The following is a 24595-nucleotide window of genomic DNA, read 5'->3' as shown; positions in this document are numbered from 1 at the left end:
ACCGGAACGAGCTGGAGAGACCACCATGGGTGACACCACCACCGCGGCGTACCTCGCCATCGGCCTGACCGGCGACCACCTCGCCGCCCTCGCCGGCGACCCGCTGCCGGCCGCCCGCCTCGGTACGGCGGGCGCGGCGTTCGCGGTCGCCGGGATCGACCGGATCGACGGGAGCGCCCCCGGCGAGGCGACCCTCGAGTCCACGGTCGCCGCCACCTTCCTCGCCGCGCACGCGCCGGGCACCGCGTTCCTCGCCGCGGCCGCCCCGCACCGCGACCACCCGTACAACCTCGCCCGCCGGGTCGCCTCGCTCGACCACCTCACCCGCGGCCGGTCCGGGCTCATCCTCGGCGTCCGCGACGGCTACGCGCCCGCGGACGGCGAGGGTCGGCGGGCCTGGGGCGGCGCCGGGCTCCCCGGCGGGATCGTCCCCGGGGTCGAGACCACCCGGGACGCGGCGATCGCGATCCAGAAGCTGTGGCAGAGCTGGCCCCGGGACGCGATCATCGCCGACCGGGAGAGCCGGATCTTCGCCCGCGGCGACCGGATCGTCCACATCGACCACGAGGGGATCTTCACCATCGCCGGGCCGCTCACCGTCCCGGCGACCGTGCAGGGCGCCCCGGTGCTCGCCTGGTACGCGGACTCCGCGGACGCGGTGCGGGCCGCGGGCGAGACCGCCGACCTCGTCGTGCTCGCCCCGCACGAGGACATCGGCGCCGCCGTCGCCGCGCTCGACGCGGCCGCGGCCCGCCGGTTCTCCGGGGACGGCCGCCGCGCCCTGCTGTTCGCCGAGGTCGCCCCGCCCGACGGGTCCCGAGGCGCCGACGACCTGGCCGAGCGGGCCGCGTCCGCCGCCGCCCACCCCGGGGTGGACGGCGTGCTGCTGCGCCCCGCCCCCGGCGGCGCGCCGGCCGTCGCGGCGTTCGTCGACGAGGTCGTCCCCCGCCTCGCCGCCCGAAGGGCCGTCCGGCGGCACGACGGCGGCACGCTGCGCGCCCGGCTCAACCTGCCCGGGCCCGCCCCGCTGCTCGAGGGCGCGCGCCCGGCCTTCCCGGCCCCCGAGCCGCAGCCGCCGCTCGCCTTCGCCCCCTCCATCTGACCCACCGCACCCCGGGCCGCCCGGGCGTCCCCCGCGACCGCTCCCGCCCGGGCGGCCCGACCCACGCTCCTCGGCTTTCGTGAAAGGGACACCATCGTGAGATCCGGAAACCGCCACCGGACGGCGGTCGTGGGAGTCATCCTGCTCCTCGGCGCGCTGCTGCTCACCGCCTGCGGCGGCGGGACCTCCGCCGCGGGGGCCGGTGACCGGGCCGGCGGCAGTGCCGGTTCGGGCGGCGCGCCGCGCACCGGCGGCGGCCTCGTCGTCGGCCTCTACCTCGAGCCCCTCGCCCTCGACCCGCACCGCCAGGGCTACTGGGAGACCTACCGCGTCTCCAGCAACATCTTCGAGGGCCTGGTCAAGGAGGACCTCTCCGACACCGCGGGGCCGACCAAGCTCCTGCCCGCCCTCGCCACCGACTGGTCGGTCTCCAAGGACGGCCGCACCTGGACGTTCACCCTGCGCCAGGGGGTCCGCTTCCACGACGGCTCGCCGTTCGACGCCGAGGCCGTGCACAAGAACGTCCGCCGGGTCACCGACCCCGGCTACGAGTTCTACGACGAGACGAGCGCGGCACGGCTGAAGAACTGGCTCGGCGACCTCGAGGAGGGCCGGGTGGTCGACGAGCACACCTACGAGTTCCGCTTCGCCAGGCCCTTCCTCGGCTTCCCGCGCATCCTCGCCCAGTCGATGAGCACGCTCACCATCGGCAACCCGGCCACCTGGGAGAGGTACGGCAACGACGGCTTCGCCGACCACCCGAGCGGCACCGGGCCGTACACGTTCGTCTCCCGCACCGTCGGCGACCGCATCGTGCTGCGCCGCAACCCGGACTACTGGGGCGACCCGCCGTACCTCGACGAGCTGGTCTTCCGCATCATCCCGAACCACCAGACGCGGCTGGCCGCCCTGCTCAACGGCGAGGTCGACCTGATCAGCTACGTCCAGCCCGACGACGTGGCCACCCTCGAGTCCCGCGGCTTCCAGGTGCCCGAGGGCCACGGCGCGGCGCTGCTCTACTTCACGTTCAACGCGCGGAACAAGGCGTTCCAGGACCGGCGGGTGCGCCAGGCGATCATCCAGGGCATCGACCGGGAGAGGCTCGCCCGCGAGGTGTACAACGGCCACGCGGTCGCGCTCGGCTCGCTGCTCCCGCCGGGCAACGAGGCGTACGACCCGCAGGCGCGGGACTTCCCCTACGACCCCGAGGCGGCGAAGTCCCTGCTGCGCCAGGCCGGGTACGGCCCGGGCGCGCTGGGCTTCACCATCGTCGCCGACGTCGCCAACCAGAACCTCGCCGAGTGGCTGCAGAGCCACCTCAAGGGCATCGGCGTGAACGTCGAGGTGGTCACCCTCGACCGCCCGAGCTACGTCGCCCGCGCGTTCGGCAGGCCCGAGCCGGAGGACGGCCTCAGCATCGACGAGTACGGCGGCAGCTACGCCGAGTGGCTCCAGCAGGTGATCAACACCAACGTGGTGCCGAAGGGCTTCGACCTCGACGCCCACCCCGACCTGCGGGAGGCCGTGGAGAAGGCCCGGTACACCGCGGACGCCGACCGGCGGATCGAGCTGTGGCGGAAGGCCGACGAGCAGGCCCGCAGGGAGGCGATCGCGATCCCGGCGGTCTCGCTCACCCGCTACTACGCGCTCGGGCCGAACGTGCGGGGCTTCGTCTTCCCGGCCACCAACTGGTACGACCTGACGAAGGTCTGGCTCGCCGACTGAGCGGATGCGGGACCTACCGGCGATGGGAACGCTCAGGCACATCCTCCGGCGGCTGCTCACCATGGTCCCGGTGCTGCTGGTGGTGTCGGTCCTCACCTTCCTCATCGGCAGGCTGACCCCCGGTGACCCGATCGAGGCGCAGTTCGCCCGGGACCACACCCCCGAGCAGATCGCGGCGATCCGCGCGTCGTACGGCCTCGACCTGCCGTGGTGGCAGCAGTACCTGAAGTGGGTGCGCGAGCTGTTCACCGCCGGCGGCGGCATGTCGATCGCGCAGCACCGCCCGGTCTTCGAGATCCTCTGGCCGAACTTCGTCAACACGCTGATCCTCACCGCGGCGGGCGTGCTGGTCTGCGCCATGTTCGGCGTGCTCATCGGCGTGCTCGCCGGGATCGGCCACCGGAGGCCGCTCGACCGGTTGACGATGCTGCTGGTCCAGGTCGGCGGCAACCTCTCGGTGTACTGGTTCGGCCTCGTCCTCATCTGGATCTTCTCGCTGCGGCTCGGCTGGCTGCCGACGAGCGGGATGTACTCGAGGAACGGCGGCGGCCTCGGCGACCTGCTCGCCCATCTGGTGCTGCCGGGCGTGTCGGCGGGCCTCATCTCGATGCTCGTCCTCGCCCGGTTCACCCGGCTCGGCATCATCCAGGAGTCCTCCAGCGACCACGTCCGCACGTTCACCTCGCAGGGCGTGCCCCGCCGGATCCTGCTCGGCAAGCACATCGGGCGGAACATCCTGCCGGCGGTGGTGAACATCATCGGCCTGGAGATCGGCACGCTCATCACCGGCGTGTTCTTCGTGGAGCACGTGTTCAACTGGCCGGGCATCGGCACCCAGCTGGTGAACGCGGTGCTGGGCAAGGACTACGCCCTCATCCAGGGCGGCGTCGTGCTCGTGGCGCTCTGCTACCTCGTGGTCAACCTGCTCACCGACATCGCGGTGGACGCGCTCAACCCCCGGCTGAGGAGGTGATCCGGAGTGTTCCTCACGGCGACCCCGAACGGCCGGGCGGTGCGGGCCCACCTCCCGCCGCGGCGGCGCAGGTCGCGGCGGCGGGCGAACGCCCAGGTCGTGCTCGCCGCGGCGATCATCGCGGCGGTGGCGCTGGTGAGCCTGCTCGCCCCGGTCGTCGCGCCCTACGACCCCGACCTCGCGGACGGGTCGATCAAGTACCTCGGCCCCGGCGAGCAGGGCCACCTGCTCGGCACCGACGAGCAGGGCCGCGACATCCTCAGCCGGCTGATCTGGGGCGGGCGCACCTCGCTGATCGTCGCGTTCCTCGCCTCCGCGGCGGCGACGGTGATCGGGAGCCTGCTCGCGCTCGTCGCGGGCCTGTCGGACGACCGGGTCGCGGGCCTGTCGGACGACCGGGTCGCGGGCCTGATCATGCGGACGGTCGACATCATGTTCGCCTTCCCGGTGATCATGATCGCGCTCGTGTTCGCGGTGCTCCTCGGCCCCGGCACGCCGGTCGTCGTCCTGTCGATCGTGTTCTCCGCGGTGCCGTACGTGGCCCGGGTGATCTTCGCGGAGGTGAAGCTGCAGCGCGGCCGCGAGTACGTCGAGGCCGCCGAGTCGCTCGGCTCGGGCTTCCTCGCCATCGTGTTCCGCGAGGTGCTGCCGAACGTCGCCGGCCAGATCGTGGTGTACGGCACCGGCCTCGTCGGCGGAATGATCGTGTTCTCCTCGAGCCTCAGCGCGCTCGGCATCGGCGTGCAGCCGCCGACCGCCGACTGGGGCCGGATGATCTCCGAGGGCGCGAAGGTGATCATCACCGGGAACGTCTACCCGGCGCTGCTCCCGGGCCTCGTCGTCCTCGTCGTGGCACTCGCGTTCAACTGGCTCGGAGACGGCCTGCGCGACGTCTTCGACCCGCACACCCGGAGGGCGGACCGATGACCGCACCCACCGTCCCGTCCGCCGCGGAGCCGCGGGGCGGGGCCGGCGAGCCGCTGCTCACCGTCACCGACCTGACCATCCGGTTCGGCCGGGGCCGGGACGCCGAGACCGTGGTCGACCGCGTCGGCTTCACCGTACCGGCCGGGGAGGTGGTCGCCCTCGTCGGCGAGTCCGGCGCGGGCAAGAGCCTCACCGCCTCGGCGATCCTCGGCCTGCTGCCGCCGGACGCCGAGGTGGTCTCCGGGACGGTCGCGCTGCGCGGCGAGGAGGTGCTCTCCGCGACCCGCTCCTCGGTCACCAGGTTCCGCGGCAGGCGGATCGGCATGATCTTCCAGAACCCGCTCACCTCGCTCGACCCGTCGTTCACGATCGGCAACCAGCTCCGGGAGATCATCGCGCTGCACCACCCGCAGGCCCCGCGGCACGAGCGGCGGGCGATCGCCGAAACCTGGCTGCGGAACGTCGGGATCGAGGACACCGCCCGGGTGCTCGCCGCCTACCCGCACGAGCTCAGCGGCGGAATGCGGCAGCGGGTGATGATCGCGCTGGCGAGCCTCGCCGGGCCGGCGCTGCTCATCGCGGACGAGCCGACCACCGCGCTCGACGCGGTCGTGCAGAAACAGATCCTCGACCTGCTCCGCGGCACGGTCGACCGGACCGGCGGCTCGCTGCTCCTCATCACCCACGACTTCGGCGTCGTCTCGTACGTCGCCGACCGGGTCGCGGTGATGAAGGACGGCCGGATCGTCGAGCAGGGGCCGCGCGAGCGCGTGCTCACCGCGCCCGCCGAGGAGTACACCCGGTCGCTCATCCGCGCCGTGCCCGAGCTCGGCGCCCGGTTCCGCCTCGCCGGGCTCGGCCTGCCCCGCCGCCTCGGCCTCGCCGGCCCCGGCGATCCGCCGCCCGCCCCGGCCGGGGCCGCCCCGGCCGGCCGTACCGGCGCGCCCGGCCCGGCGGACGGCCGGCCTCCGCTCGTTTCGCTGCGCGGCGTGACCAAGGAGTTCACGGTGGGCGGCCTCGGCACCGGGCTGCCGAAGCGGCGGTTCACCGCGCTCACCGGCGTCTCGCTCGACATCCGGCGGGGTGAGGCGTTCGGGCTCATCGGGGCGTCCGGGTCCGGCAAGTCGACGCTCGCCCGCCTCGCCGGCGGCCTGCAGCGGCCCACCTCCGGCGAAGTCGTCTTCGACGGCGAGGTGATCTCGGCGCTGTCGCGGGCGCGGCTGCGGCGGCTGCGGCCCCGGTTCCAGTTCGTGTTCCAGGACGCGACGAGCTCGCTCAACCCGCGAGTGCCGGTGGGCGAGCAGATCGCCCGCCCGCTGCTGCGGCTCGGCAAGGCGTCCTCCCGCCGGGAGAGCCGGGCCCGCGCCGCCGCGGCGCTCGACCTCGTCGCGCTCCCCGCCGCCTACCTCGAGCGGTACCCGCACGAGCTGTCCGGCGGCCAGCGGCAGCGGATCGGCATCGCCCGGGCGCTCGCGCTCGAGCCGGACCTGCTCATCCTCGACGAGCCGACGTCCGCGCTCGACGTGTCCACCCAGGCGGACATCCTCAACCTGCTCCTCGAGCTCAAGGAGAACCTCGACCTCACCTACCTGCTGATCGGCCACAACCTCGCGGTGGTCGAGTTCATGTGCGACCGCATCGGCGTGCTGCGCCACGGCGTCCTCGTGGAGACCTTCGACGCCGCCGAGCTCACCGACGACCGGCGCCACCCGGCCACCAAGGAGCTGCTCGACGCGGTGCTCCCGCTCGGCCGCGCCGAGCCGCGGAGGGTCCCGGCCTGACCGGCCCCCGGCCCTCCCCTCCTCGCCCCGCACCGCCCCGCTTCGGTCCCGTACGCACGGCCGGCCGCCCGCACGGCCCCGCCGTACCGGCGGCCGGGCCCGACAACCGGATTGGAACACCAGATGACCCACCACCGCACCCGTCCCGTCCCCGGCGGCCGCGCGGCCGCCGGGCGGCCCGCCCAGGGGGTGGCGGCATGACCCTGCACATCCACTGGTACCTGCCGACCAACGGCGACAGCCGCGACATCGTCGGCTCCGGCGACGGGTCGCAGAAGACCCTCGCCGCGGTCGCCGACACCTTCCGCCCTCCGACCATCGAGTACCTCGGCCAGATCGCCCGGTCGGCCGAGCAGCTCGGGTACGAGGCCGTGCTCACCCCGACCGGCCTATGGTGCGAGGACCCGTGGATCACCACCGCGGCCCTGTCCCAGGTGACCCGGCGGCTGAGGTTCCTCGTCGCCTTCCGGCCGGGCCTGGTGTCGCCCACGCTCGCCGCGCATCAGGCCGCCACGTTCCAGCGGATCACCGGCGGGCGGCTGCTGCTCAACGTGGTCACCGGCGGCGACTCGGCCGAGCAGCGCCGGTTCGGCGACCACCTCGGCCACGACGAGCGGTACGACCGCACCGACGAGTTCCTCGCGGTCCTGCGCGGGGTCACCGACCCGCCGCCCGGCGAGACGTTCGGCTTCACCGGCCGGCACTACCGGATCGAGGAGGCCCGGGTCGACACCGGCGGGTACGGCCTGCCGCCGCTGTTCTTCGGCGGGGCGAGCCCGGCCGCCGAGCGCGTCGCGGCCCGGCGGGCCGACGTCTACCTCGCCTGGGGCGAGCCGCCCAAGCTGATCGCCGAGCGGCTGGAGCGGATGCGCGAGCTCGCCGCCGCGGAGGGACGCGAGCTGCGCTTCGGCATCCGGCTGCACGTGATCAGCCGGGACACCTCGGCACAGGCGTGGGCCGAGGCCGAGCGGCTGCTGTCCCGGATCACCCCCGAGCGCATCGCGGCGGTCCGCGCCGACCTCGCCGCCTCCGAGTCGGTCGGCCAGCGCCGCATGTACGCGCTGCACGGCGGCGACCGCGACCGGCTGGAGATCTACCCGAACCTGTGGGCGGGCTACGGCCTGGTCCGCGGCGGCGCGGGCACCGCGCTCGTCGGCAGCCACGAGGAGGTCGCCGACCGGATCGAGGAGTACCACGCGCTCGGCCTCGACCACTTCATCCTCTCCGGCCAGCCCCACCTGGAGGAGGCGTACTGGTTCGCCGAGGGCGCCGCCGCCGTGCTCCGCTCCCGCGGCCTGCTGCCCGCCCCGGCCGCCGGCACCGCACCCGCCCTCGTCCCCTGACCCGACGGACCCCGGAAGAGCCCCACCGTGACCCAGAACCCCTACCGGAACCCCCGGCGCCGCGGCCGGCCGGCGGCCCTGCTCACCGCGGCCGCCGCCCTGCTCGCCGCCTGCGCCGGCCCGGTCACCCCCGCGGCCGGTCCGGGCGCGGGCGGCGGCGAGGCCCCCGCGCCCGGCGGCACCCTGCGCATCGCGTCCCTGCAGTCCGACATCGACGCGCTCGACCCGCTCACCGGGTACAGCACCGACTCCTGGCTGATCCTGCGCGCCCTCACCCGGCAGCTCGTCACCTACCGGGGCAGCGCCACCGAGATCAGGGACGACACCGAGCTCGTGCCCGACCTCGCCGAGTCCTGGGAGGTGAGCGACGACGGCAGGACCTACACCTTCCGCCTGCGCGACGGCATCCGGTACTCGGGCGCGACCGACCGCGAGATCGTCGCGGGCGATTTCGTCTACGCGATCAAGCGGTTCTGCGACCCGAACAAGCAGGTCGCCGCGATCAACTACTTCAAGCTCGCCTTCTCCGGGTTCACCGAGTACTGCGAGGAGTTCGCCAAGGTGCCGCCGGGCGACCCGGCGCGGTCGAAGCGGTTCATCGACACCCACGACATCCCCGGCGTCTCCGCGCCCGACGACAAGACGCTCGTGCTCCGCTCGGACACGAAGCACTACGACTTCCTGCACATCCTGTCGATGAACTTCGTCTCCCCGCTGCCGGAGGAGTTCGTCTCCCGCTACATCGGCGACTCGCTGGAGTTCCGCAAGAACTACCCCTCCAGCGGGCCGTACCGGATCGACTCCTACGAGCCGGGGCGCAGCCTCGTGCTGAAGAAGGTCGAGGGGTACGACCACACCAAGGACCCGGCGCGCAAGGCGTACGTCGACGAGATCGTGGTCGACTTCACCACGAACAGCGAGGACGCCGTGGTGCAGCGGATCCGGTCCGGCGACGCCGACCTGTCGCTCTACCTCGACGTGCCGCCGCTCGCCACGATCCGGCAGTACCAGGCGAGCGGGAGCCCGTACCTGCACGCCTCCGACAGCGGGGCGGCGAACTTCATCACGTTCAACGCGCGGCCCGAGGCCACCTCGCCGGGCGCCCAGGCCCTGCGCAAGCCGAAGGTACGGCAGGCCCTGGCGTACGCGGTGAACAAGGCGAACCTGGTGCAGGCGCAGGGCGGCCCGATCGCGGCGAAGCCGCTCGGCCAGATCATCACCTCGACGATCCTCGGCCACGAGCCGTTCGACCCGTACGCCACCCCGGGGCACACCGGCGACCCGGAGAAGGCCCGGCGGCTGCTCGCCGAGGCCGGGTACCCGGACGGGCTGAAACTCGACGCGGTCTACCGGGTCAACGCCCAGTTCGAGACGATCGCGGTCACGCTCAAGAACGACCTGGCGCGGGCCGGGATCGAGCTCAACCTCATCCCGGTGCCCTACGCCCAGTACCACCCGTACGTGCAGGACCCCAAGAGCCGCTGGGACGTGTCGCTGAGCGGGTCGTTCGCGCCCGACTGGCAGGGGCCGAGCACCCGGATGCTGCTCGGCGGCTGGCTCAACTCGGACGCCGCGCCCTGCGGCACCGGCAACGTGCACGCGATCTGCTACCACAACCCCGAGCTCAACCGGCTGGCGAGGAAGGCGTTCGCCTACGACGACCCCGGGCCGATCTGGGCCGAGGCCGACCGGCTGGTCTCCACCGACCTGCCGTGGATCCCGCTGTTCGAGAAGCGCAAGGTCGTGATCACCTCGGAGCGGGTGCGCAACTGGACCTGGTCGTCGCTCGCCACCCACGCCGACATCACCAACATCGCCGTCAGCCCGGCGAACTGAGCGGGGGCGACGCGCCATGGCACTGTTCTCCGTGGAGGACCTGAGCGTCACGTTCCGGCGCCGCGGACGGGTCACGGCAGCCGTCCGCGGCGTGTCGTTCGCCGTGGAGCCGGGCCGTACGCTGGCGATCGTCGGCGAGTCCGGCTCGGGCAAGAGCGTCTCGCTGCTCGCCGCCACCGGGCTGCTGCCGGAGACCGCCGAGGTGCGCGGGAGCGCCCGGTTCCGGGAGGCCGACCTGCTGCGCCTCCCCCGGGCCCGGCTGCGCGCCGTCCGAGGCCGGCACATCGGGTTCGTGTTCCAGGACCCGCTGAGCAACCTGCACCCGCTCAAGACCATCGGCGCGCAGATCGGCGAGGCGATCACGGCGCACGAGCGCATCGGGCGGGCCGCGCTGCGCCGCCGGGTGATCGACCTGCTCGCCGAGGTGGGCATCGACGACCCCGAGCGGCGGATCGACGACCATCCGCACCGGTTCTCCGGCGGCATGCGCCAGCGGGCGATGATCGCGATGGCGATCGCGCTCCGGCCCGAGCTGATCATCGCGGACGAGCCGACCACCGCGCTCGACGTGACCGTGCAGGCCGCGATCCTGCGGCTGCTGCGACGGCTGCAGGAGCGGTACGGCACCGCGCTGATCCTGGTCAGCCACGACCTCGCCGTGGTCTCCGAGATCGCCGACGACGTGGCCGTGATGCGCGGCGGCGAGATCGTCGAGATCGCGCCCATCGCGGAGATCACCACCGCCCCGGGCCACCCCTACACCCGGGAGCTGCTCGGGGCGGCCCGGCGCGGGGCCGCGCTCGCGGACGTGGCGGAGCCGCCCGCGGCCGCGCCCCGGGAGGCCCGCCCGCTGCTCGCGGCCACCGGCCTGCACATGGCCTACCGCAGGCGGGGCCGCAAGGACCCGGTCACCGCGCTCACCGGCGTCTCGCTCGAGGTGCGCGAGGGCGAGATCGTCGGGCTGGTCGGCGAGTCGGGGTCGGGCAAGTCCACGCTCGGCCGGATCGTGGCGGGCCTGCTCCGGCCCACCGCGGGCACGGTGGCGCTGCGCGACGAGGTGTACAACGCGCCCGGCCGGGGGCCGCTGCGGCTCCGCCGCGACCTGCGCACCGCGATCCAGGTGGTGTTCCAGGACCCGTACGGCAGCCTCAACCCGCGGCGAACCGTGGCCGCCACGCTCGCCGAGCCGTACGTGGTGAACACCGGCCTGACCGCGGCGGAGATCCGCGACCGGGTCGAGGCGCTGGTGCGCCGGGTCGAGCTCCCGCCCGCGGTGCTGCACCGGTTCCCCGCGCAGCTCTCCGGCGGGCAGCGGCAGCGCGTCGCGATCGCCCGCGCGGTCGCGCTGCGGCCCGCGCTGGTCGTGGCGGACGAGCCGCTGTCCGCGCTCGACATCACCACCCAGGCCCAGATCGTCGCCCTGATCCGGCGGCTGCGCGCCGAGCTCGGCACGTCCTTCCTGTTCATCTCGCACGATCTCGGGGTCGTGGCCGAGCTGTGCGAGCGGGTGGTCGTGCTGCGGCGGGGCCGGGTGGTGGAGGCGGGGCCGGTCCGCCGGGTGTTCCACGACCCGCAGCACCCCTACACCCGCGAGCTGCTCGACTCGATCCCGGGGCGGGTGGCCCGTGTCTAGCCCGCCGGTCCTCGAGCCCGCCGGGCCGGCCGGGCCGTACGACGCCGAGAACGGCCGCCGGTTCCCGGCGCTGCGCGCGATCCTCGCCGAGCGGTCCACCCGGTTCGGCCTCGTCCTCGTCGGGCTCGTCGTGCTCGCCGCGTTGCTCGCCCCGGTCGCGGCGGCGCTGACCGGGCACGGCCCGGACCAGCAGTTCCGCGCCGAGGCGCTCACCCCGGAGGGGCTGCCGGTCGGGCCGAACGCGGAGTTCCTGCTGGGCGCGGACGGCAACGGCCGCGACGTGCTGGTCCGCACGCTCTACGGTGCGCGGATCTCCCTGCTCGTCGGCATCCCGGCGACCACCCTCGCGCTCGTCGCCGGGACCGCGGTGGGCCTGGTCGCCGGGTTCTTCCCGGGAGCCGCCGACCGGGTGCTCTCCTTCGGCACGGACATCGCGCTGTCCTTCCCGTTCGTGGTGACGCGCTCAGCCTGGTCGCGCTCAACCGCGGGGCCGACGGGCGGCCGGTGATCGACCCGGTCCTGCTCGTCATCCTGGTGATCTCGCTGTTCGCCTGGACCTACTTCGCCCAGCTCACCCGCGGGCTCGTCGTCGTGCTCCGCAACCGGCCGTTCGTGGAGGCGGCGCTGACGATCGGGGTGAGCCGCCGCAGGCTGCTCGTCCGGGAGATCCTGCCCAACGTGCTCCCGGTGGTGGCGGTCTACTGGGCGGTCCAGCTGCCGGCGAACATCCTCGCCGAGGCGACCCTGTCGTTCCTCGGGGTGGGCGTGCAGGCGCCCACGGCGAGCTGGGGCAACATGATCGCCGAGGCGCAGCGCACCTCGCTCTACCAGGTGCAGCCGTGGTTCCTGCTCGCCCCGGCGATCGCGATGTTCGTCACCGTGCTGGGGTTCAACGCGATCGGCGCCGGCATCCGCAACGTCCTCGACCCCCAGAGGTAGCCGCCATGGCACGACACCTGTTCGCCCACGCGGCCCGGGCGCTGCTCACCCTGCTCGCCGTACTGGTGCTCACGTTCGCGCTGACCCGGATCGCCTACCGCAACCCGGCCGCGGTGCTCGCGCCGCGGAACGCCACCCAGGAGACCCTCGACGGCATCACCCGGGCGCTCCGCCTCGACGAGCCGTGGTACCTGCAGCTCTGGCACTACCTGTACCGGGGGCCGGACGTCCAGGGCGCGCCGATGGGGCTGTTCCACTGGCCGCCCGCGCTCGGGTACTCGTTCCGGCGGCAGCAGCCGGTCACCGAGCTGATCCTGTCCAAGATCCCGGTGACGCTGTCGCTGGCGCTCGGCGCGCTGGTGATCTGGATGACGCTGTCGATCCTGCTCGGCGTGGCCGCGGCGCGGCGGCCGGGCTCCTGGACGGACCGGGTCATCTCCACGTTCTGCTCCGCCGGGCTCGCCGTACCGACCTTCGTCACCGGGATCCTGCTGTCGTACTTCCTCTACTTCACGCTCTCCACGTACGGCGTCCGCTGGTTCCCGAGCGGGGGCTATGTGGCGTTCACCGAGGATCCGGTTGAATGGGCACGGCATCTCGCGCTGCCCTGGCTGACGATCGCGATCGCCGAGATCGGGGTGTTCCAACGCGTGGTGCGGGCGAACATGCTCGACGTGCTCGGCTCGGACTACATCCGTACCGCGCGGGCCAAGGGGGTGAGCGAGCGCCGCATCCACTTCGATCACGCCCTGCGCGCGGCGCTCAACCCGATCATCACGCTGGGCGGGCTCGAGCTCGCCGCGCTGATGGGAGGGGCGATCGTGACGGAGCAGATCTTCGGCCTCGACGGGGTCGGACGGCTCGCCGTCGAGTCGGCGCTGAGCGGCGACTTCCCCGTCGTGATCGGCACCACGATCCTCGCCGCGACGTTCTTCGTGATCTCCGGGTTCGTCGTGGACGTGATCACGTATCTGCGCGACCCGGCCGCCTCCCGCTGAACCGTCCCGTGCGTTCGAGAAAGGACCACCGTTGAGTTTCGAGGTACGCGTGCTGAGCAGGGACGACGAGCTGCTCGCCGCGTTCGTGACGTTCCGCACCGCAATGGTCGGCCTGCCGCCGCTGCCGCCCGGCACGGACCCCATCCCGTTCTTCGAGCCCGGCCGTACCCTCGGCGTCTTCGACGGCGGCGAGCTGGTCGGCACCGCCGACTCGTACGCGAGCACGCTCGTGGTGCCGGGCGGGGAGCGGCTGCCGCACGCCGCGGTCACGCACGTCGGCGTGCTGCCCACGCACACCCGCCGGGGCGTGGCGACCGCGCTCATGCGCCGCCAGCTCGCCGAGATCGCGGCGAAGGGCGAGGCCGTCGCCACCCTGCGGGCCTCGGAAGGGGGCATCTACGAGCGGTTCGGGTACGGCGTCGCGGGCTCGTCCGCCCGCCGGGAGGTGTACCGGCGGCGGGCCCGGCTGCGCCCGACCGCGCCGCGCGGCGGCCGGGTACGGCTCGCCGACCCCGCCTCGTGGAAGCTGTTCGCCCAGATCTACGAGTCGGCGGCGACGTGGACCGGGGCGATCGGGCGGCCCGCGGTCTGGTGGCGGCAGCTGGAGGTGCGCCAGGCCGCGGACCCCGGCCCCTGGTACGCGGTCGTGCACGGGGACGACGGGGCCGAGGACGGGTACCTGCGCTACCACCCGATCGGCACGGCGGAGTGGTTCACCACTCCGGAGCGCACGATCGTGGTCGACGACCTCGTCGCCGGATCGCCGGAGGCGTACGCCGGGCTGGTGCGGTACCTGCTCGACCTGGACCTCGTCGACCGGATCGTGCTGCCGGCCACCGCGCCGGACGATCCGCTGCCGCTGCTGCTCACCGACGAGCGGGCGGTCCGGACGGTCGCCGTCCGGGACGAGACGTGGCTGCGGCTCGTCGACGTGCCCACCGCGCTGGCCCGGCGTCGCTACCGGGGCGCGGGCTCGGTCGTCGTGGAGGTCGCCGACGAGCTGCTGCCGCAGAACACCGGCGCCTATCTGATCAGCGCCGAGGGCGCGGCCCGCACCACGGCGCCGCCCGACCTGTCGGTGGACGTGGCCACCCTCGCCGCCCTGTACCTGGGCGGGTCGCGCTGGTGGCAGCACGTGCGGGCGGGACGGGTGACCGTGCACCGCGCCGAGGCCGTGGCGGTGGCCGACGAGCTGTTCGCCACGGACGCCCTGCCGTTCGCCGGCACGATCTTCTAGGCGGCACGGCCTTCGATTCCGCCGGGCACCCACCGGACGCCCGCCCGGCCGCCCCGGTGGGTGCCGGCGCCGCCGGCCGGGCGGGTGCGCCGGCAGACGCGCGAACTCCGGCTCGTCCAGGAAGGCCGCCCGCGGATGCAGGTACTCGGCGGGGACGATCGGGCCGGTGATCGTGAAGGCCGACAGCGGAGGGCGGGACAGGCCGGCCGTCAGGGCGCGCCCGCTGCTCGCCTCGTCCGATGAAAATCGCAGTTCTTTGCGGGTCCGGGCGGCAGGTCATCGGTGAATCAAGCCGGGCCAGAACCTCGTCCAAGGCCGGCGGATCGTTGCCCGACCGCCGCTCGGTGCTCCCCGCCGGGTTGAACGAGGTGACGATGCGGCCGTTCTCGGCGGAAATCGCCAGCCGCCCAGATCAATATTCCAGAAGGCGGTGACGGCGCCCCCTTCTCGGGAAAGCCTCCGGAATCGCCGGTCGAATCCTCTGGCCCAGCCGGGGCTCCACCGCCGCAGTCCACGCACCCGGCGACGCGAGGTGCGGGAATCCGGCCGCTACCAGGGCTGGGACGCCCGAGAGCCGGGGCCGCCCATCTCCTCGTCGCCGGATCCGCTGGGGCCTGCGGGCCATCTGCGCCACGTCACGGATTCGGCACCAGGTGGGACACACCCGCTCCGCAATCCCTGTTTCCACCGGTTCGGAATACCCGCCTCAGGCGCAATCCGTCCTCACCACCGCAGGTATGCGGTTGTGGAATTTTCATGTCCGGCAATCGCGTTACCGGCCGAGCTCCTTATCCTGCTACCGCGATAGGCTGAGGGCGGCATTCGGTCGCCATGGAGTGATTTGGGGGGCTGGGTGACGTGGTCCCGGATTACCGGCGGGAATATGCCGGAACAGATCGGGGAGTTCAGGGTCGTACGACAGCTCGGTGCCGGCGGGCAGGGGGCTGTCTACCTCGCCGAGTCCCCCACCTACGGCCGCGTGGCGATCAAGGTACTCCACCCTTCGGCCGTCGCCGACCCTGACGCCCGGCGCCGGTTCCTGCGCGAGGCGCAGGTCGCGGCCAGCGTGGCGCCGTTCTGCACCGCGCGGGTGATCGGCACCGGCATGCTCGGCGACCAGCCGTACATCGTGAGCGAGTACGTGCCCGGGCCGTCGCTGCTCACCATGGTGCGGGAGGACGGCCCGCGCACCGGGGGCGGGCTGCAGCGGCTGGCGATCAGCACGCTCACCGCGCTCGCCTCGATCCACCGCGCCGGGATCGTGCACCGCGACGTCAAACCGGCGAACGTGATCCTCGGCCCCGAGGGCCCCGTGCTGATCGACTTCGGCATCGCCCGGGCCCTCGACGCGATGACCACCTCCACCCAGGTGACCGGCACGCCCGCGTTCATGTCCCCCGAGCTGCTCGCCGGGGAGCCGGTCACGCCCGCCTCGGACATCTTCTCCTGGGGCGTCACGATGGTGTTCGCGGCGACCGGGCGGCTGCCGTTCAACGGCGACACGATCCCGTCGATCCTCAACGCGATCCTCAACAAGGACCCCGACCTGGCCGGGGTGCCCGAGCCGCTCCGCTCGCTGGTGGCCACCTGCCTCGCCAAGCACCCCGGCGACCGGCCGACCGCCGAGGACCTGCTGCGCAGGCTGACCACCGCCCAGGGCCCGTGGCCCGACCACCGGGTGCCGCCCGCCCCGGCGGTGGGGCCCGCCATGACCCGGTCCCTCCGCGACCAGGAGACGCGCCCCTCACGCCGTCCGCTGGTCCTCGCCGGAACCGTGGCGACCGGGGTCGCCCTCGTCGCGGGCGCGATCCTCCTGCCCTTCCTGCTCCCCGACGGCACCGGCGCCGACGGCCGCGCCGGCAACGGTCCCCAGGTCGCCGCCTCGGCCGGGCCGCGCCCGGCGCTCGACCTCAACGCGTACCCCAAGCGGGACACGATCGAGACGTTCGACGACCCCTCGCGCGGCGGGTACGAGACCATCCGGCCCAGGAACCCGCAGATCGCGTCCTTCGAGGCGCCGCCGACGCCCGGCTTCGGGGGCGGCCGCATCATCGCCGACGGCCAGGGGTTCTACGGCTGGTTCGCGCTGAGCGGCACCCCGTCCTCCGGCAGCACGGTCACCATCATCACCCTGGGCCCGTTCGCCAACACCGGGCGTCCGAGGACAGCGTGTTCGCCGGCCGGATCAAGGACGCGACCAACTACGTCGGTGCCTGGTACAACAACACCCGCAAGGAGGTCGGCATCGACGTGATCATCGGGGGCGTGCCCCGGCACAAGCCCAACAAGGCCCCGCAGCGGCTCAACCCCGGCGACAGGCTCGCCCTCGCGGTGTCCGGTGACATGGCGATCGCGTACGCGCAGATCGGCGAGGAGTGGCGCAAGCTCACCGAGGTCCGGATCGAGCCGCCGACCGCCCTCCAGAACCACACCGAGTGGCGCCACGGCTTCGCCCTGCGCGGCACGCGCGGCCCGATCGCCCTCGAGGAGATCGAGGGCCGCAGCGCCGACGGCTGACGGTCGCCGGTACCGCGGCATCCGGTGACCCACGTCCTGACGGGAGTCCTGGTCACACCCGTACGGCCGGGCGTTCACCCGCAGACACCGGAAACCGCCCGCGGCCCCTCGTGCAGGGGGCACATCCTGTCGTCCCGCGGCCTCGGCACCGGGACGAAAGCAGGCTCAGGACCGTCGCTGCCGGTACTCGATGTGTCTGAGGAGGTTGCGGAGCACGATCAGGCGCATCACGTCCGTCCGGTCCCGCAGGTTCAGGCGGATGGCCGTCATGGCCGCGCCCTCTGCCGCCGACACGGCCGGTGAACCAAGAGCCTCACCGAGCACCAGCAGCGGAAGCCCGATGCGTTCCATCCGAGCCGCCTCTTCCGCGGCCTCCGGCGTGTTCTCCCGCAGCAGCGCGCCGGTCCGCTCACGGTACTCATGGGCCTGCGTCAACAGCCGATTCCGTAGCGCCTCCCGCTCCCCCGGTGCGCGCTCCCCGTCCGTCACCAGCCGGATGACCTCCGGCACGAGCGGATGGTCGAGCCCGGTGGCATCGACGACGATCGACACGAGCGACCGGACGACGTCCGGGACCGTGGCCTCCGACGGGTCGGCGAGCAGGCGCGCGAACTCCGGCTCGGCGAGGAAGGCCGCCCGCGGATGCAGGTAGGCGGGAGGGATGATCGCGTCTAGGCGGGAGGGATGATCGCGTCCGGGAGCGGATCGGTGATCGTGAACGTCCGCACCGGGGAGCGGAACAGGTCCACCGTGAGCGTCTGCCCGCTGATCTCCTCGCCCAGTGCGAGTGCCCGTTCCTTGCGGGCACGGGCCGGCAGGCCGCCGTGCAGTCCTACCCGGGCCAGCATCCCGTCCAGCGCCGCGGGGTCGCTCCCCGCCCGCTCCCCGATGTCCGCCATCAGGTCGAACGTGGTGAGGACGCGGCCGTTCTCGGCGTACACGACATCGCTGCCCAGGTTCACGTTCCAGTAGACGGCGAACGCGCGGCCCTCGTCGCGGGAAAGCTCCTCGGCGACCTCTGGCCGCACCCCCTCGAGCCCATAGGGCTCGACGGCGAGCGTCCATCCGCCCAGCGGTACGAGCTGTACGGCGGCGCCCACCTCCGGGAAGTCGACGTCGAGGAAGTCCTCCCACGTCCCGGTCGCCGGGTCCGCGCCGAAGCGGCGCGCGACCTCCTCCACGTCCCCGATGCGACACCAGGTCAGGCACACCTGGTCCGATATCCCCGTTTCCAGCAGCTCGGCATATCTGTTTGCGGCGGACATCACAAAAGGCTCCTAACGGCCCTCGGTGGCGGTGTGCCACCATGATCCACTATCCGAGCGGGCTCGGGAAGCCTTGTCCTGGCGAGCGGCTCAGGATGCGCCTGGTGCCGAGAGAGGCCGGCGACGCTCTTGCTGCATGGCCGATCGACATGCTCTCCACACGCGCAGAGGCCCGGCCTCCGTTGCCGGAGACCGGGCCTCTTCTTCGTAGCGGGGGTAGGATTTGAACCTACGACCTCTGGGTTATGAGCCCAGCGAGCTACCGAACTGCTCCACCCCGCGTCGGTGTGCCTTTAGGTTATCGGCCCCGCGGTACCGGATGCAAATCGAGACGGGAGCGCCGTGAGTGCCCCGGAACGACACGGCCCCACACCTGTGCGTTCGAGGCGTGGGGCCGGTCGTCAGCCTGGGCTAGGCGCCCGGTGGCGGGGATCCCTCCGGGCTCGCCGTCGGCGAAGGTGACGGCGACGGGGACTCGGCCGGCTCGGGCGAGGTCGTCGGCGAGGGCGACGGGGACGGCGCGCTCTCGGCGCGGCGCACCGCCTCCTCCATCTCCTTGATCGCCTCGCTGAGCGCCTTCTGCGCCTCGCCGTACTTGGCCCAGTCACCGGCCTTGAAGGCCTCCTGGGCGTCCTCGTAGGCCTTCTTCACCTTGTCGGCGGCGTCCGCCACCGCGGTCCGCTCGGTGGCGGTCTCCTCGCGGGTCTCGGACTCCGACCGCTCGCCCTGCGCGTCGCTCCTGCCGAACACCTGCTGGAGCGCCTCCTCCAGGGTGCGGCCGTGGCCCACCTGGCCGCTGCCGAACATCACCATGACGCGGGTGAGCACGGGGTACTGCTTGACCGCGTCCTTCACCTGCACGTAGATCGGCTGCACGTAGAGCAGGCCGCCCCGGTACGGCAGGGTCAGCAGGTTGCCGAAGATCGGCTCGGTGGAGCCGCTCCGCTGGAAGGTGGGATCGTTCGCGATCGCCGCCTTGAAGTTCGTCTGCACCTGGACCGGGCCCTGGATCGGGCTACCGGCCGGCAGCTGCAGGATGCGGATGCGGGCGTTGGCGTCCTCGGTGGTCGCCTCCACGGCCATGAACGCCGCGAGCTGCGCCTCACCCTTGGTGAACGTGCTGGTGAGGGAGAACGTGGGCTTGTCCGAGCCGGGCATGCGCAGCGTCACGTAGTAGGGAGGCTGGCGGATGCCCTTGGCGTTCGGGTCGTCCGGGACGTTCCACACGTTCGTGTTGCTGAAGAACGCCTGCGCCTCGGTGACGTGGTACTTCGAGAGGATCTCCCGCTGCACCTTGAACAGGTCCGTCGGGTAGCGCAGGTGCGCCTTCAGCTCGGGGCTGATCTCCGAGCGGGGCTTGATGATGTCCCCGCCGAAGGCCTTCTGCCAGGTGCGCAGCAGCGGGTCGCTGTCGTCCCAGGCGTACAGGGTGACGGTGCCGTCGTAGGCGTCCACCGTCGCCTTCACCGAGTTGCGGATGTAGTTGATCCGGTCGGCGGGCTGGCCGACGACGCGGTGCGCCTCGGTGGAGGTGTCCCGGGTCATGTCCCGCAGGCTGTTGCTCTGCGAGTACGGGTAGGCGTTGGAGATCGTGTAGCCGTCGATGATCCACAGGATGCGCCCGCCCACGATCGCCGGGTACGGGTCGCCGTCGAGGGTGAGGAAGGGCGCCACCTGCTGCACCCGCTCCCGCGGGTTGCGGATGTAGAGGATCTTCGACTTCTCGTTGATCGCGCCGGAGAGGATGAAGTTCGGCTCGTTGTACTTCGCCGCGTACAGCAGGCGGTTGAAGAACGAGCCGATCGGCACGCCGCCCTTGCCGGTGTACTGCGTGCTGACCTGGCGGTTGGTGTCGTCGACGTAGTCGAGCTCGATCTTGCCGCCGCCGACCACGGAGTATTCGGGCGAGTTCTCGCCGAAGTAGATGCGCGGCTCGTAGGTGCCGAGCGCGTTCGACGGCGGGATGTTCGCCTCGACGAAGTCGGGGTTGCCCTCGTCGCTGACCTTGTTGCCGGGGGCCGCGACCATGCCGTAGCCGTGGGTGTACACGAGGTGCCGGTTGATCCAGTTGTTGGTCTCCGGGGCCTTCACCTCGCGGACCGCGACCACGGTGTCGGTCTCCACGCCGTTGATCGTGTAGCGGTCGATGTCGAGCTTGACCGGGAACTGGTAGTAGTCACGGAAGCCCTGCCAGCGCTGGTAGCTGGAGGAGATGAGCGACGGGTCGAGCAGCCGCACGCCGGGGACGGTGTCGTCCTCCTGCGCCTTGGCCTGCGCGGCGTTGGTGACCGCGTTGTACTCCTCGACCTGCGCGTCCTCTACGCCGTACGCCTTCCGTGTCGCCTCGATGTTGCGTTGGATGTACGGCGCCTCCATCGCCTGCTGGTTCGGCTTGACCTGGAACTGCTCGACCAGCGCCGGGTAGACGCCGCCGATCAGCACGGCCGAGAGCACGAGCAGGCCGAACGCGACGCCGGGCAGCATGCCGCCGGGCCGTACCACGCCGGCGAAGAACAGCGCCGCGCACAGCAGCGCGATGATCGCCAGGATCGTCTTCGCGGGCAGCACGGCGTTGACGTCGGTGTAGGACGGGCCGTGCACGAAGCCGCGCTCGGAGAACGCCAGGTCGTACCGGTCCACCCAGTAGGCCACGGCCTTGAGCAGGACGAACACGCCGAGCAGCGCGGACAGGTGGGCGCGGGCGCCGCGCGTGGCGTGCACCCCGCCGGGCTGCCCCAGCCGGAAGCCGCCGTACAGGTAGTGCACGATCGCGGCCGCGATGATCGACAGGATCACCGCGGTGAACAGGAAGTTCAGCAGCATCCGTATGAACGGAAGCGTGAACATGAAGAACGAGACGTCCAGGTCGAACTGCGGATCGCGCACGCCGAACGGCGTCCGGTTGAAGAAGGGCAGCCACGTGCGCCACTGCCCCGCGGTCGAGGACCCGGCGAACAGGGCGAGCAGCCCCATGCCGATGAGGAAGATGACCTTACGATGCGGGTCCACCGCCATGCGGTACCGGTCGGCGCCGGAGGCGCTGCCGAACATGCCGATGCCGAACCGCGGCCGGATCCGGTACGCCAGGAGCATGTTGCCCCCGACGATGCCGACCATGAGCAGGGCGCCCACCGCGAACAGCAGCACCTGGGTCCACACCACGGTGGAGAAGACCGTGGTGTAGTTCACCGACTCGTACCACAGGTAGTCGGTGTAGATCCCGGTGAAGATGTAGAACAGCAGCACGATCGCCCCGAGGGCGATCAGCACGGGAAGCAACAGTCTTGGCCGGCGGGGCAAGCGCATCGCCCGGCCGGCTCCGGGGGTCCGGAAGCTCAACGCCCACCCCTCGTCTCAGAGCATCGGTCCGTCAGTGGCAACGTACACACTGGGAGCGTCGTTCACGCCCCCTAACGACCCATCGGCCGCCGTGGTTCCCGAACGAGCTCCGTTTCGGTGTCGGAATGTGTGTCGGTCAGTGATGTCGGTCAATGGTACGTCCCGGCCGGTGGTGGTCCCACGTCCCGCACGAGGGCCTCACGCTTCCGCAAGCGCATCCGGCACCGGGCCGGATGCGCGGATCAGTCGGCGGAGACCGAGGTGCAGGTCGGCACCCGGTCCGCGGCGGCCTTGTCGCCGCTGTTGAGCGCCTCGATCGCGTCGAGCGCCCCGCGCAGCGTCTCCACCTTCACCAGGCGCAGCCCGTCCGGCACCGCCCTGACCGCCTCGGCGCAGTTCGCCGCCGGGGTGAGGAAGATCGTGGCGCCGCTGCGGCGGGCGCCCACCATCTTCTGCTGGATGCCGCCGATCGGGCCCACCCGGCCCTGCTCGTCGATCGTCCCGGTGCCGGCGATCGTCTTGCCGCCGGTGAGCGAGCCCGGGGTGAGCTTGTCGTAGATGCCGAGGGCGAACATCAGGCCCGCGCTCGGGCCGCCCACGTCGCCCACGGTGATGTCCACGGTGAAGGGGAACTTGAACTGCGGGGCCATCAGCACCCCGACCTGGACGCGGCCGTTCCCCGCGGCGACCGCGTTGAGGTCCACGGTGACCCGCTTGCCCTTCCGCTCCACCACGAAGCGCACCCGCTCGCCCGGCTGGTGCCGCTGCACCGCGGCCGCGATCTCGTCGGTGGTGGACACCTCCCGGCCGTCCACGGAGACGATCTCGTCGCCCACCTGCAGCCTGCCGTGCGCCGGCGAGCCCTTCTGGGTGCCCTGCACCGCGATCACGGTGCGGATCGGGATCTTCAGCTCGTTGAGCGCGGCGGCCGTGGCGAGCTGCTGGGAGTTGCTCATCTCCCGGGTGTTGCGCTCCTCGACCTCCTGCACGCTGTCGGTCGCCGGGAAGATCGTCTCCTGCGGCACCACGGCCGTGGTCGGGTCCACCCAGCCGCGCAGCGCGGTGAGCAGGTTGATGCCGCTGCCGGGGCCGCCCTGGTAGGCCACGGTGACGAGGTTGAGCCCGCCGGTGGTCGGATAGGTCTCGCGCCCCTCGATCCGGATCACCGGCCTGCCCTGGACCTCGCCGAGGGTGTTCTCGGTGGGCCCGGGGCTCAGCACCACGTACGGCACGGGCAACCAGGCGCCGACCGCACCGAGCAGGAGCGTCAGCAGGCCCGCCAGCAACAGGGTCAGTGCGCGTCGGGACATGAGGGAACTCTACGCGCGGGTCGCGATCAGGACGCCTCGCAGGCCCCGACCCACTCGCTCGTGCCGTCCGCGAAGAACTGGTGCTTCCAGATCGGCACCTGGGCCTTCAGGTCGTCGATGAGCCGCCGGGACGCGGCGAACGCCTCGCCGCGGTGCGGCGCGGCGACCGCGACGATCACCGCGATGTCGCCGAGGGCGAGCTCGCCGACCCGGTGGACCGCGGCGATCGCGGTGACCGGGAAGTCGGCGGCGATCTTCTCCGCGACCCGGCGCAGCTCCGCCTCCGCGGTGGGGTGCGCCTCGTAGGCCAGGCGGGTGACCCGCTTGCCGTGGTCCTCCTCCCGGACCGTGCCAATGAACAGCGTCGTGCCGCCGGCGGCGTGGTCGGCCACCGAGGCGACCACCTCGTCCACGGACAGGGGGGTGTCGCGAATGCCGAGCAGTCGGATGACGTCCACGATGTGCAGCCTACTCGTCCCGGAATCGGCGGGGCCGGGTGCTCAGGCGCGGCGCCTGCGCACCCGGCGGACGATCGCGGCGGTGCCGATGAGCGCCGCGGTGGCGCCGGCCGCGGTGGCCGCGGTGAGCGTCGCGTCCTTGCCGGAGACCCGGCGGCCCACCACCGCGTGCCTGCCCTCGCGCAGCTCGATGAGCTGCCGCAGCGCCGCCTCGTTGGTCCAGCTCGGCTTCCATCCGGCGGCGCGCAGCGTGGCGCAGTCCACCACCCACGGATAGACGACGTAGTGCAGGTCGGTGGCCGGGGCCGGGGTGAACCCGAGCCGGTGCAGCCGCTGTGCCGTACCGAAGGTGAGTCCCGCGGGCAGCTCCAGGCGGCGCAGCCCGGAGATCTCCTCGACCTGCTCCATCTCCAGCCAGCCGTCGCAGCCCACCGCCACCACGCCGGAAACCGCGCCGAGCGCGGCGAGCTCGAGCGCCGACACCAGGTCGTCGACGTGGCAGAACTGCCAGCGCGGCGAGCAGCCCTTCACGGTGAGCAGCCGCGGCGCCTCGAAGTGGCGGGTGAGCACGGTGTCCACGCCGGGGCCGACGAGCGTGGCCGGGCGCAGCACGGTGACCTCCAGCCCCGGGTGGCTGCGCAGCGAGCGCCGCGCCAGCGCCTCGATCTCCAGGTAGTCGCCGACGATTCCGGCGGTCGGCTCGGCCGCCACCGGCGCGTCCTCCGGCAGCGGGACCGGGTTGTCGGGGGCCGCGCCGTACACCATCGCGCTGGTGACGAGTACGGCCCGGCGCACCCGGGCGGCGGCGCAGGCGGTGAGCACGGTCTCGGCGGCGCGCAGGTTGTAGGCGCGGCGGGCCGCCGGGTCGGAGTCGAGCGCGAAGTCGCCGCCGAGATGGACCAGGACGTCGACGTCGGAGATCCGGTTCGCCAAGAGCGGATCCCGTACGTCGAGCACCCGCCAGGTCACCTCCGAGACGTCCCCCCGGTGGTCGTCGATCGCCACCACGCGGCGGAACTCCGCAGACGAGGCGACCCGGGCGAGGAACGCCCGGCCGATTCCACTGGCCGCGCCCGTCACGGCGACGACCGGGCGGCGATGACGTTTCGAGGTTGGCACGAGGTCCTCGCTTTACACTGATCCTGCATATGGCGGCTAACGTGGCGGTGTGGACTCCTCCATCCTGCACGAGGTAGAGCGGTGACAGACCTG

General features: G+C 72.6%; 20 protein-coding genes and 1 tRNA gene. 14 read left to right on the top strand and 7 right to left on the bottom strand.

Translation table 11 applies throughout. The annotated features are described in order from the left end of the window. Positions 1 to 25 precede the first annotated feature (25 nt). The 14 genes from FHX40_RS02370 (at position 26) to FHX40_RS02310 (ending at position 17011) form a co-directional block, all read left to right on the top strand. On the top strand, positions 26 to 1102 hold the full coding sequence (locus FHX40_RS02370) for an LLM class flavin-dependent oxidoreductase (protein WP_142258081.1): 1077 nt from the start codon (positions 26 to 28) through the stop codon (positions 1100 to 1102). Between the two features lie 129 nt (positions 1103 to 1231). Continuing rightward, a complete protein-coding gene (locus tag FHX40_RS02365) occupies positions 1232 to 2827 on the top strand; it encodes an ABC transporter substrate-binding protein (RefSeq protein ID WP_142258080.1) in 1596 nt (531 codons plus the stop codon). A 22-nt stretch (positions 2828 to 2849) separates the two neighbouring features. Further along, on the top strand, positions 2850 to 3800 hold the full coding sequence (locus tag FHX40_RS02360) for an ABC transporter permease (RefSeq protein WP_142258079.1): 951 nt from the start codon (positions 2850 to 2852) through the stop codon (positions 3798 to 3800). A 6-nt stretch (positions 3801 to 3806) separates the two neighbouring features. After that, entirely contained in the window at positions 3807 to 4727 is a 921-nt protein-coding gene (locus FHX40_RS02355; RefSeq protein ID WP_170198681.1) for an ABC transporter permease, read from the top strand. Beyond that, a complete protein-coding gene (gene nikE, locus FHX40_RS02350) occupies positions 4724 to 6508 on the top strand; it encodes a nickel ABC transporter ATP-binding protein NikE (protein WP_142258078.1) in 1785 nt (594 codons plus the stop codon). The genes FHX40_RS02355 and nikE overlap by 4 nt, the downstream gene beginning before the upstream one ends. 197 nt (positions 6509 to 6705) lie before the next feature. Next, the gene (locus FHX40_RS02345; RefSeq protein ID WP_142258077.1) at positions 6706 to 7851 is read left to right on the top strand and encodes an LLM class flavin-dependent oxidoreductase; all 1146 of its coding nucleotides are present in this window, start codon (positions 6706 to 6708) and stop codon (positions 7849 to 7851) included. A gap of 27 nt (positions 7852 to 7878) precedes the next feature. Continuing rightward, entirely contained in the window at positions 7879 to 9687 is a 1809-nt protein-coding gene (locus FHX40_RS02340; RefSeq protein ID WP_211350139.1) for an ABC transporter substrate-binding protein, read from the top strand. Between the two features lie 16 nt (positions 9688 to 9703). Beyond that, positions 9704 to 11320 (top strand): dipeptide ABC transporter ATP-binding protein, encoded by a 1617-nt coding sequence (locus FHX40_RS02335; RefSeq protein ID WP_142258076.1) that lies wholly within the window; start codon positions 9704 to 9706, stop codon positions 11318 to 11320. Then, the gene (locus FHX40_RS25380; RefSeq protein ID WP_211350138.1) at positions 11313 to 11828 is read left to right on the top strand and encodes a hypothetical protein; all 516 of its coding nucleotides are present in this window, start codon (positions 11313 to 11315) and stop codon (positions 11826 to 11828) included. Before FHX40_RS02335 ends, FHX40_RS25380 begins: the two co-directional genes overlap by 8 nt. Then, on the top strand, positions 11825 to 12259 hold the full coding sequence (locus FHX40_RS25375; RefSeq protein WP_211350137.1) for an ABC transporter permease: 435 nt from the start codon (positions 11825 to 11827) through the stop codon (positions 12257 to 12259). Before FHX40_RS25380 ends, FHX40_RS25375 begins: the two co-directional genes overlap by 4 nt. Before the next feature lie 5 nt (positions 12260 to 12264). Then, complete coding sequence (locus tag FHX40_RS02325) at positions 12265 to 13257, top strand: ABC transporter permease (RefSeq protein ID WP_142258075.1); 993 nt, start codon at positions 12265 to 12267, stop codon at positions 13255 to 13257. Positions 13258 to 13288: 31 nt separating this feature from the next. Then, the gene (locus FHX40_RS02320; protein WP_142258074.1) at positions 13289 to 14494 is read left to right on the top strand and encodes a GNAT family N-acetyltransferase; all 1206 of its coding nucleotides are present in this window, start codon (positions 13289 to 13291) and stop codon (positions 14492 to 14494) included. Positions 14495 to 15377: 883 nt separating this feature from the next. Next, positions 15378 to 16748: a serine/threonine-protein kinase gene (locus FHX40_RS02315; protein WP_142258073.1), complete on the top strand. Its 1371-nt coding sequence runs from the start codon at positions 15378 to 15380 to the stop codon at positions 16746 to 16748. Further along, the gene (locus FHX40_RS02310; RefSeq protein ID WP_142258072.1) at positions 16664 to 17011 is read left to right on the top strand and encodes a hypothetical protein; all 348 of its coding nucleotides are present in this window, start codon (positions 16664 to 16666) and stop codon (positions 17009 to 17011) included. Before FHX40_RS02315 ends, FHX40_RS02310 begins: the two co-directional genes overlap by 85 nt. Positions 17012 to 17176: 165 nt before the next feature. On the opposite strand, the gene FHX40_RS02305 is transcribed toward FHX40_RS02310, so the two are convergent. The 7 genes from FHX40_RS02305 to FHX40_RS02275 all read right to left on the bottom strand — a co-directional run bounded on the left by FHX40_RS02305 (position 17177) and on the right by FHX40_RS02275 (position 24463). After that, a complete protein-coding gene (locus FHX40_RS02305) occupies positions 17177 to 17563 on the bottom strand; it encodes a hypothetical protein (RefSeq protein ID WP_142258071.1) in 387 nt (128 codons plus the stop codon). A gap of 119 nt (positions 17564 to 17682) precedes the next feature. Then, complete coding sequence (locus FHX40_RS02300; RefSeq protein WP_142258070.1) at positions 17683 to 18276, bottom strand: DUF6461 domain-containing protein; 594 nt, start codon at positions 18274 to 18276, stop codon at positions 17683 to 17685. Positions 18277 to 18484: 208 nt separating this feature from the next. Continuing rightward, positions 18485 to 18558, bottom strand: a tRNA-Met gene (locus tag FHX40_RS02295). A gap of 129 nt (positions 18559 to 18687) precedes the next feature. Next, the gene (locus FHX40_RS02290; protein ID WP_306465712.1) at positions 18688 to 21546 is read right to left on the bottom strand and encodes a UPF0182 family membrane protein; all 2859 of its coding nucleotides are present in this window, start codon (positions 21544 to 21546) and stop codon (positions 18688 to 18690) included. A 311-nt stretch (positions 21547 to 21857) separates the two neighbouring features. Continuing rightward, a complete protein-coding gene (locus FHX40_RS02285) occupies positions 21858 to 22925 on the bottom strand; it encodes a YlbL family protein (RefSeq protein ID WP_142258068.1) in 1068 nt (355 codons plus the stop codon). Positions 22926 to 22951: 26 nt separating this feature from the next. Then, positions 22952 to 23383, bottom strand: a complete 432-nt coding sequence (locus tag FHX40_RS02280) for a molybdenum cofactor biosynthesis protein MoaE (protein WP_189136226.1) — start codon at positions 23381 to 23383, stop codon at positions 22952 to 22954. Between the two features lie 42 nt (positions 23384 to 23425). Further along, positions 23426 to 24463: an NAD-dependent epimerase/dehydratase family protein gene (locus FHX40_RS02275; RefSeq protein ID WP_229788900.1), complete on the bottom strand. Its 1038-nt coding sequence runs from the start codon at positions 24461 to 24463 to the stop codon at positions 23426 to 23428. Positions 24464 to 24595: the final 132 nt, after the last annotated feature.

Origin of the sequence: Thermopolyspora flexuosa (assembly GCF_006716785.1) — a bacterium.
GTDB classification, from domain to species: Bacteria; Actinomycetota; Actinomycetes; order Streptosporangiales; family Streptosporangiaceae; genus Thermopolyspora; species Thermopolyspora flexuosa.
The sequence above is the reverse complement of the archived record's forward strand: the minus strand, read 5'-3'. Positions and strand labels throughout refer to the sequence as shown.

Bases quoted from the DNA above. Each gene is read 5' to 3' on its own strand.
- FHX40_RS02360 (WP_142258079.1), top strand. From the start codon at position 2,850: ATGGGAACGCTCAGGCACATCCTCCGGCGGCTGCTCACCATGGTCCCG.
- FHX40_RS02285 (WP_142258068.1), bottom strand. From the start codon at position 22,925: ATGTCCCGACGCGCACTGACCCTGTTGCTGGCGGGCCTGCTGACGCTC.
- FHX40_RS02370 (WP_142258081.1), top strand. From the start codon at position 26: ATGGGTGACACCACCACCGCGGCGTACCTCGCCATCGGCCTGACCGGC.
- FHX40_RS02300 (WP_142258070.1), bottom strand. From the start codon at position 18,276: ATGTCCGCCGCAAACAGATATGCCGAGCTGCTGGAAACGGGGATATCG.
- FHX40_RS02325 (WP_142258075.1), top strand. From the start codon at position 12,265: ATGGCACGACACCTGTTCGCCCACGCGGCCCGGGCGCTGCTCACCCTG.
- nikE (WP_142258078.1), top strand. From the start codon at position 4,724: ATGACCGCACCCACCGTCCCGTCCGCCGCGGAGCCGCGGGGCGGGGCC.
- FHX40_RS02315 (WP_142258073.1), top strand. From the start codon at position 15,378: ATGCCGGAACAGATCGGGGAGTTCAGGGTCGTACGACAGCTCGGTGCC.
- FHX40_RS02345 (WP_142258077.1), top strand. From the start codon at position 6,706: ATGACCCTGCACATCCACTGGTACCTGCCGACCAACGGCGACAGCCGC.
- FHX40_RS02335 (WP_142258076.1), top strand. From the start codon at position 9,704: ATGGCACTGTTCTCCGTGGAGGACCTGAGCGTCACGTTCCGGCGCCGC.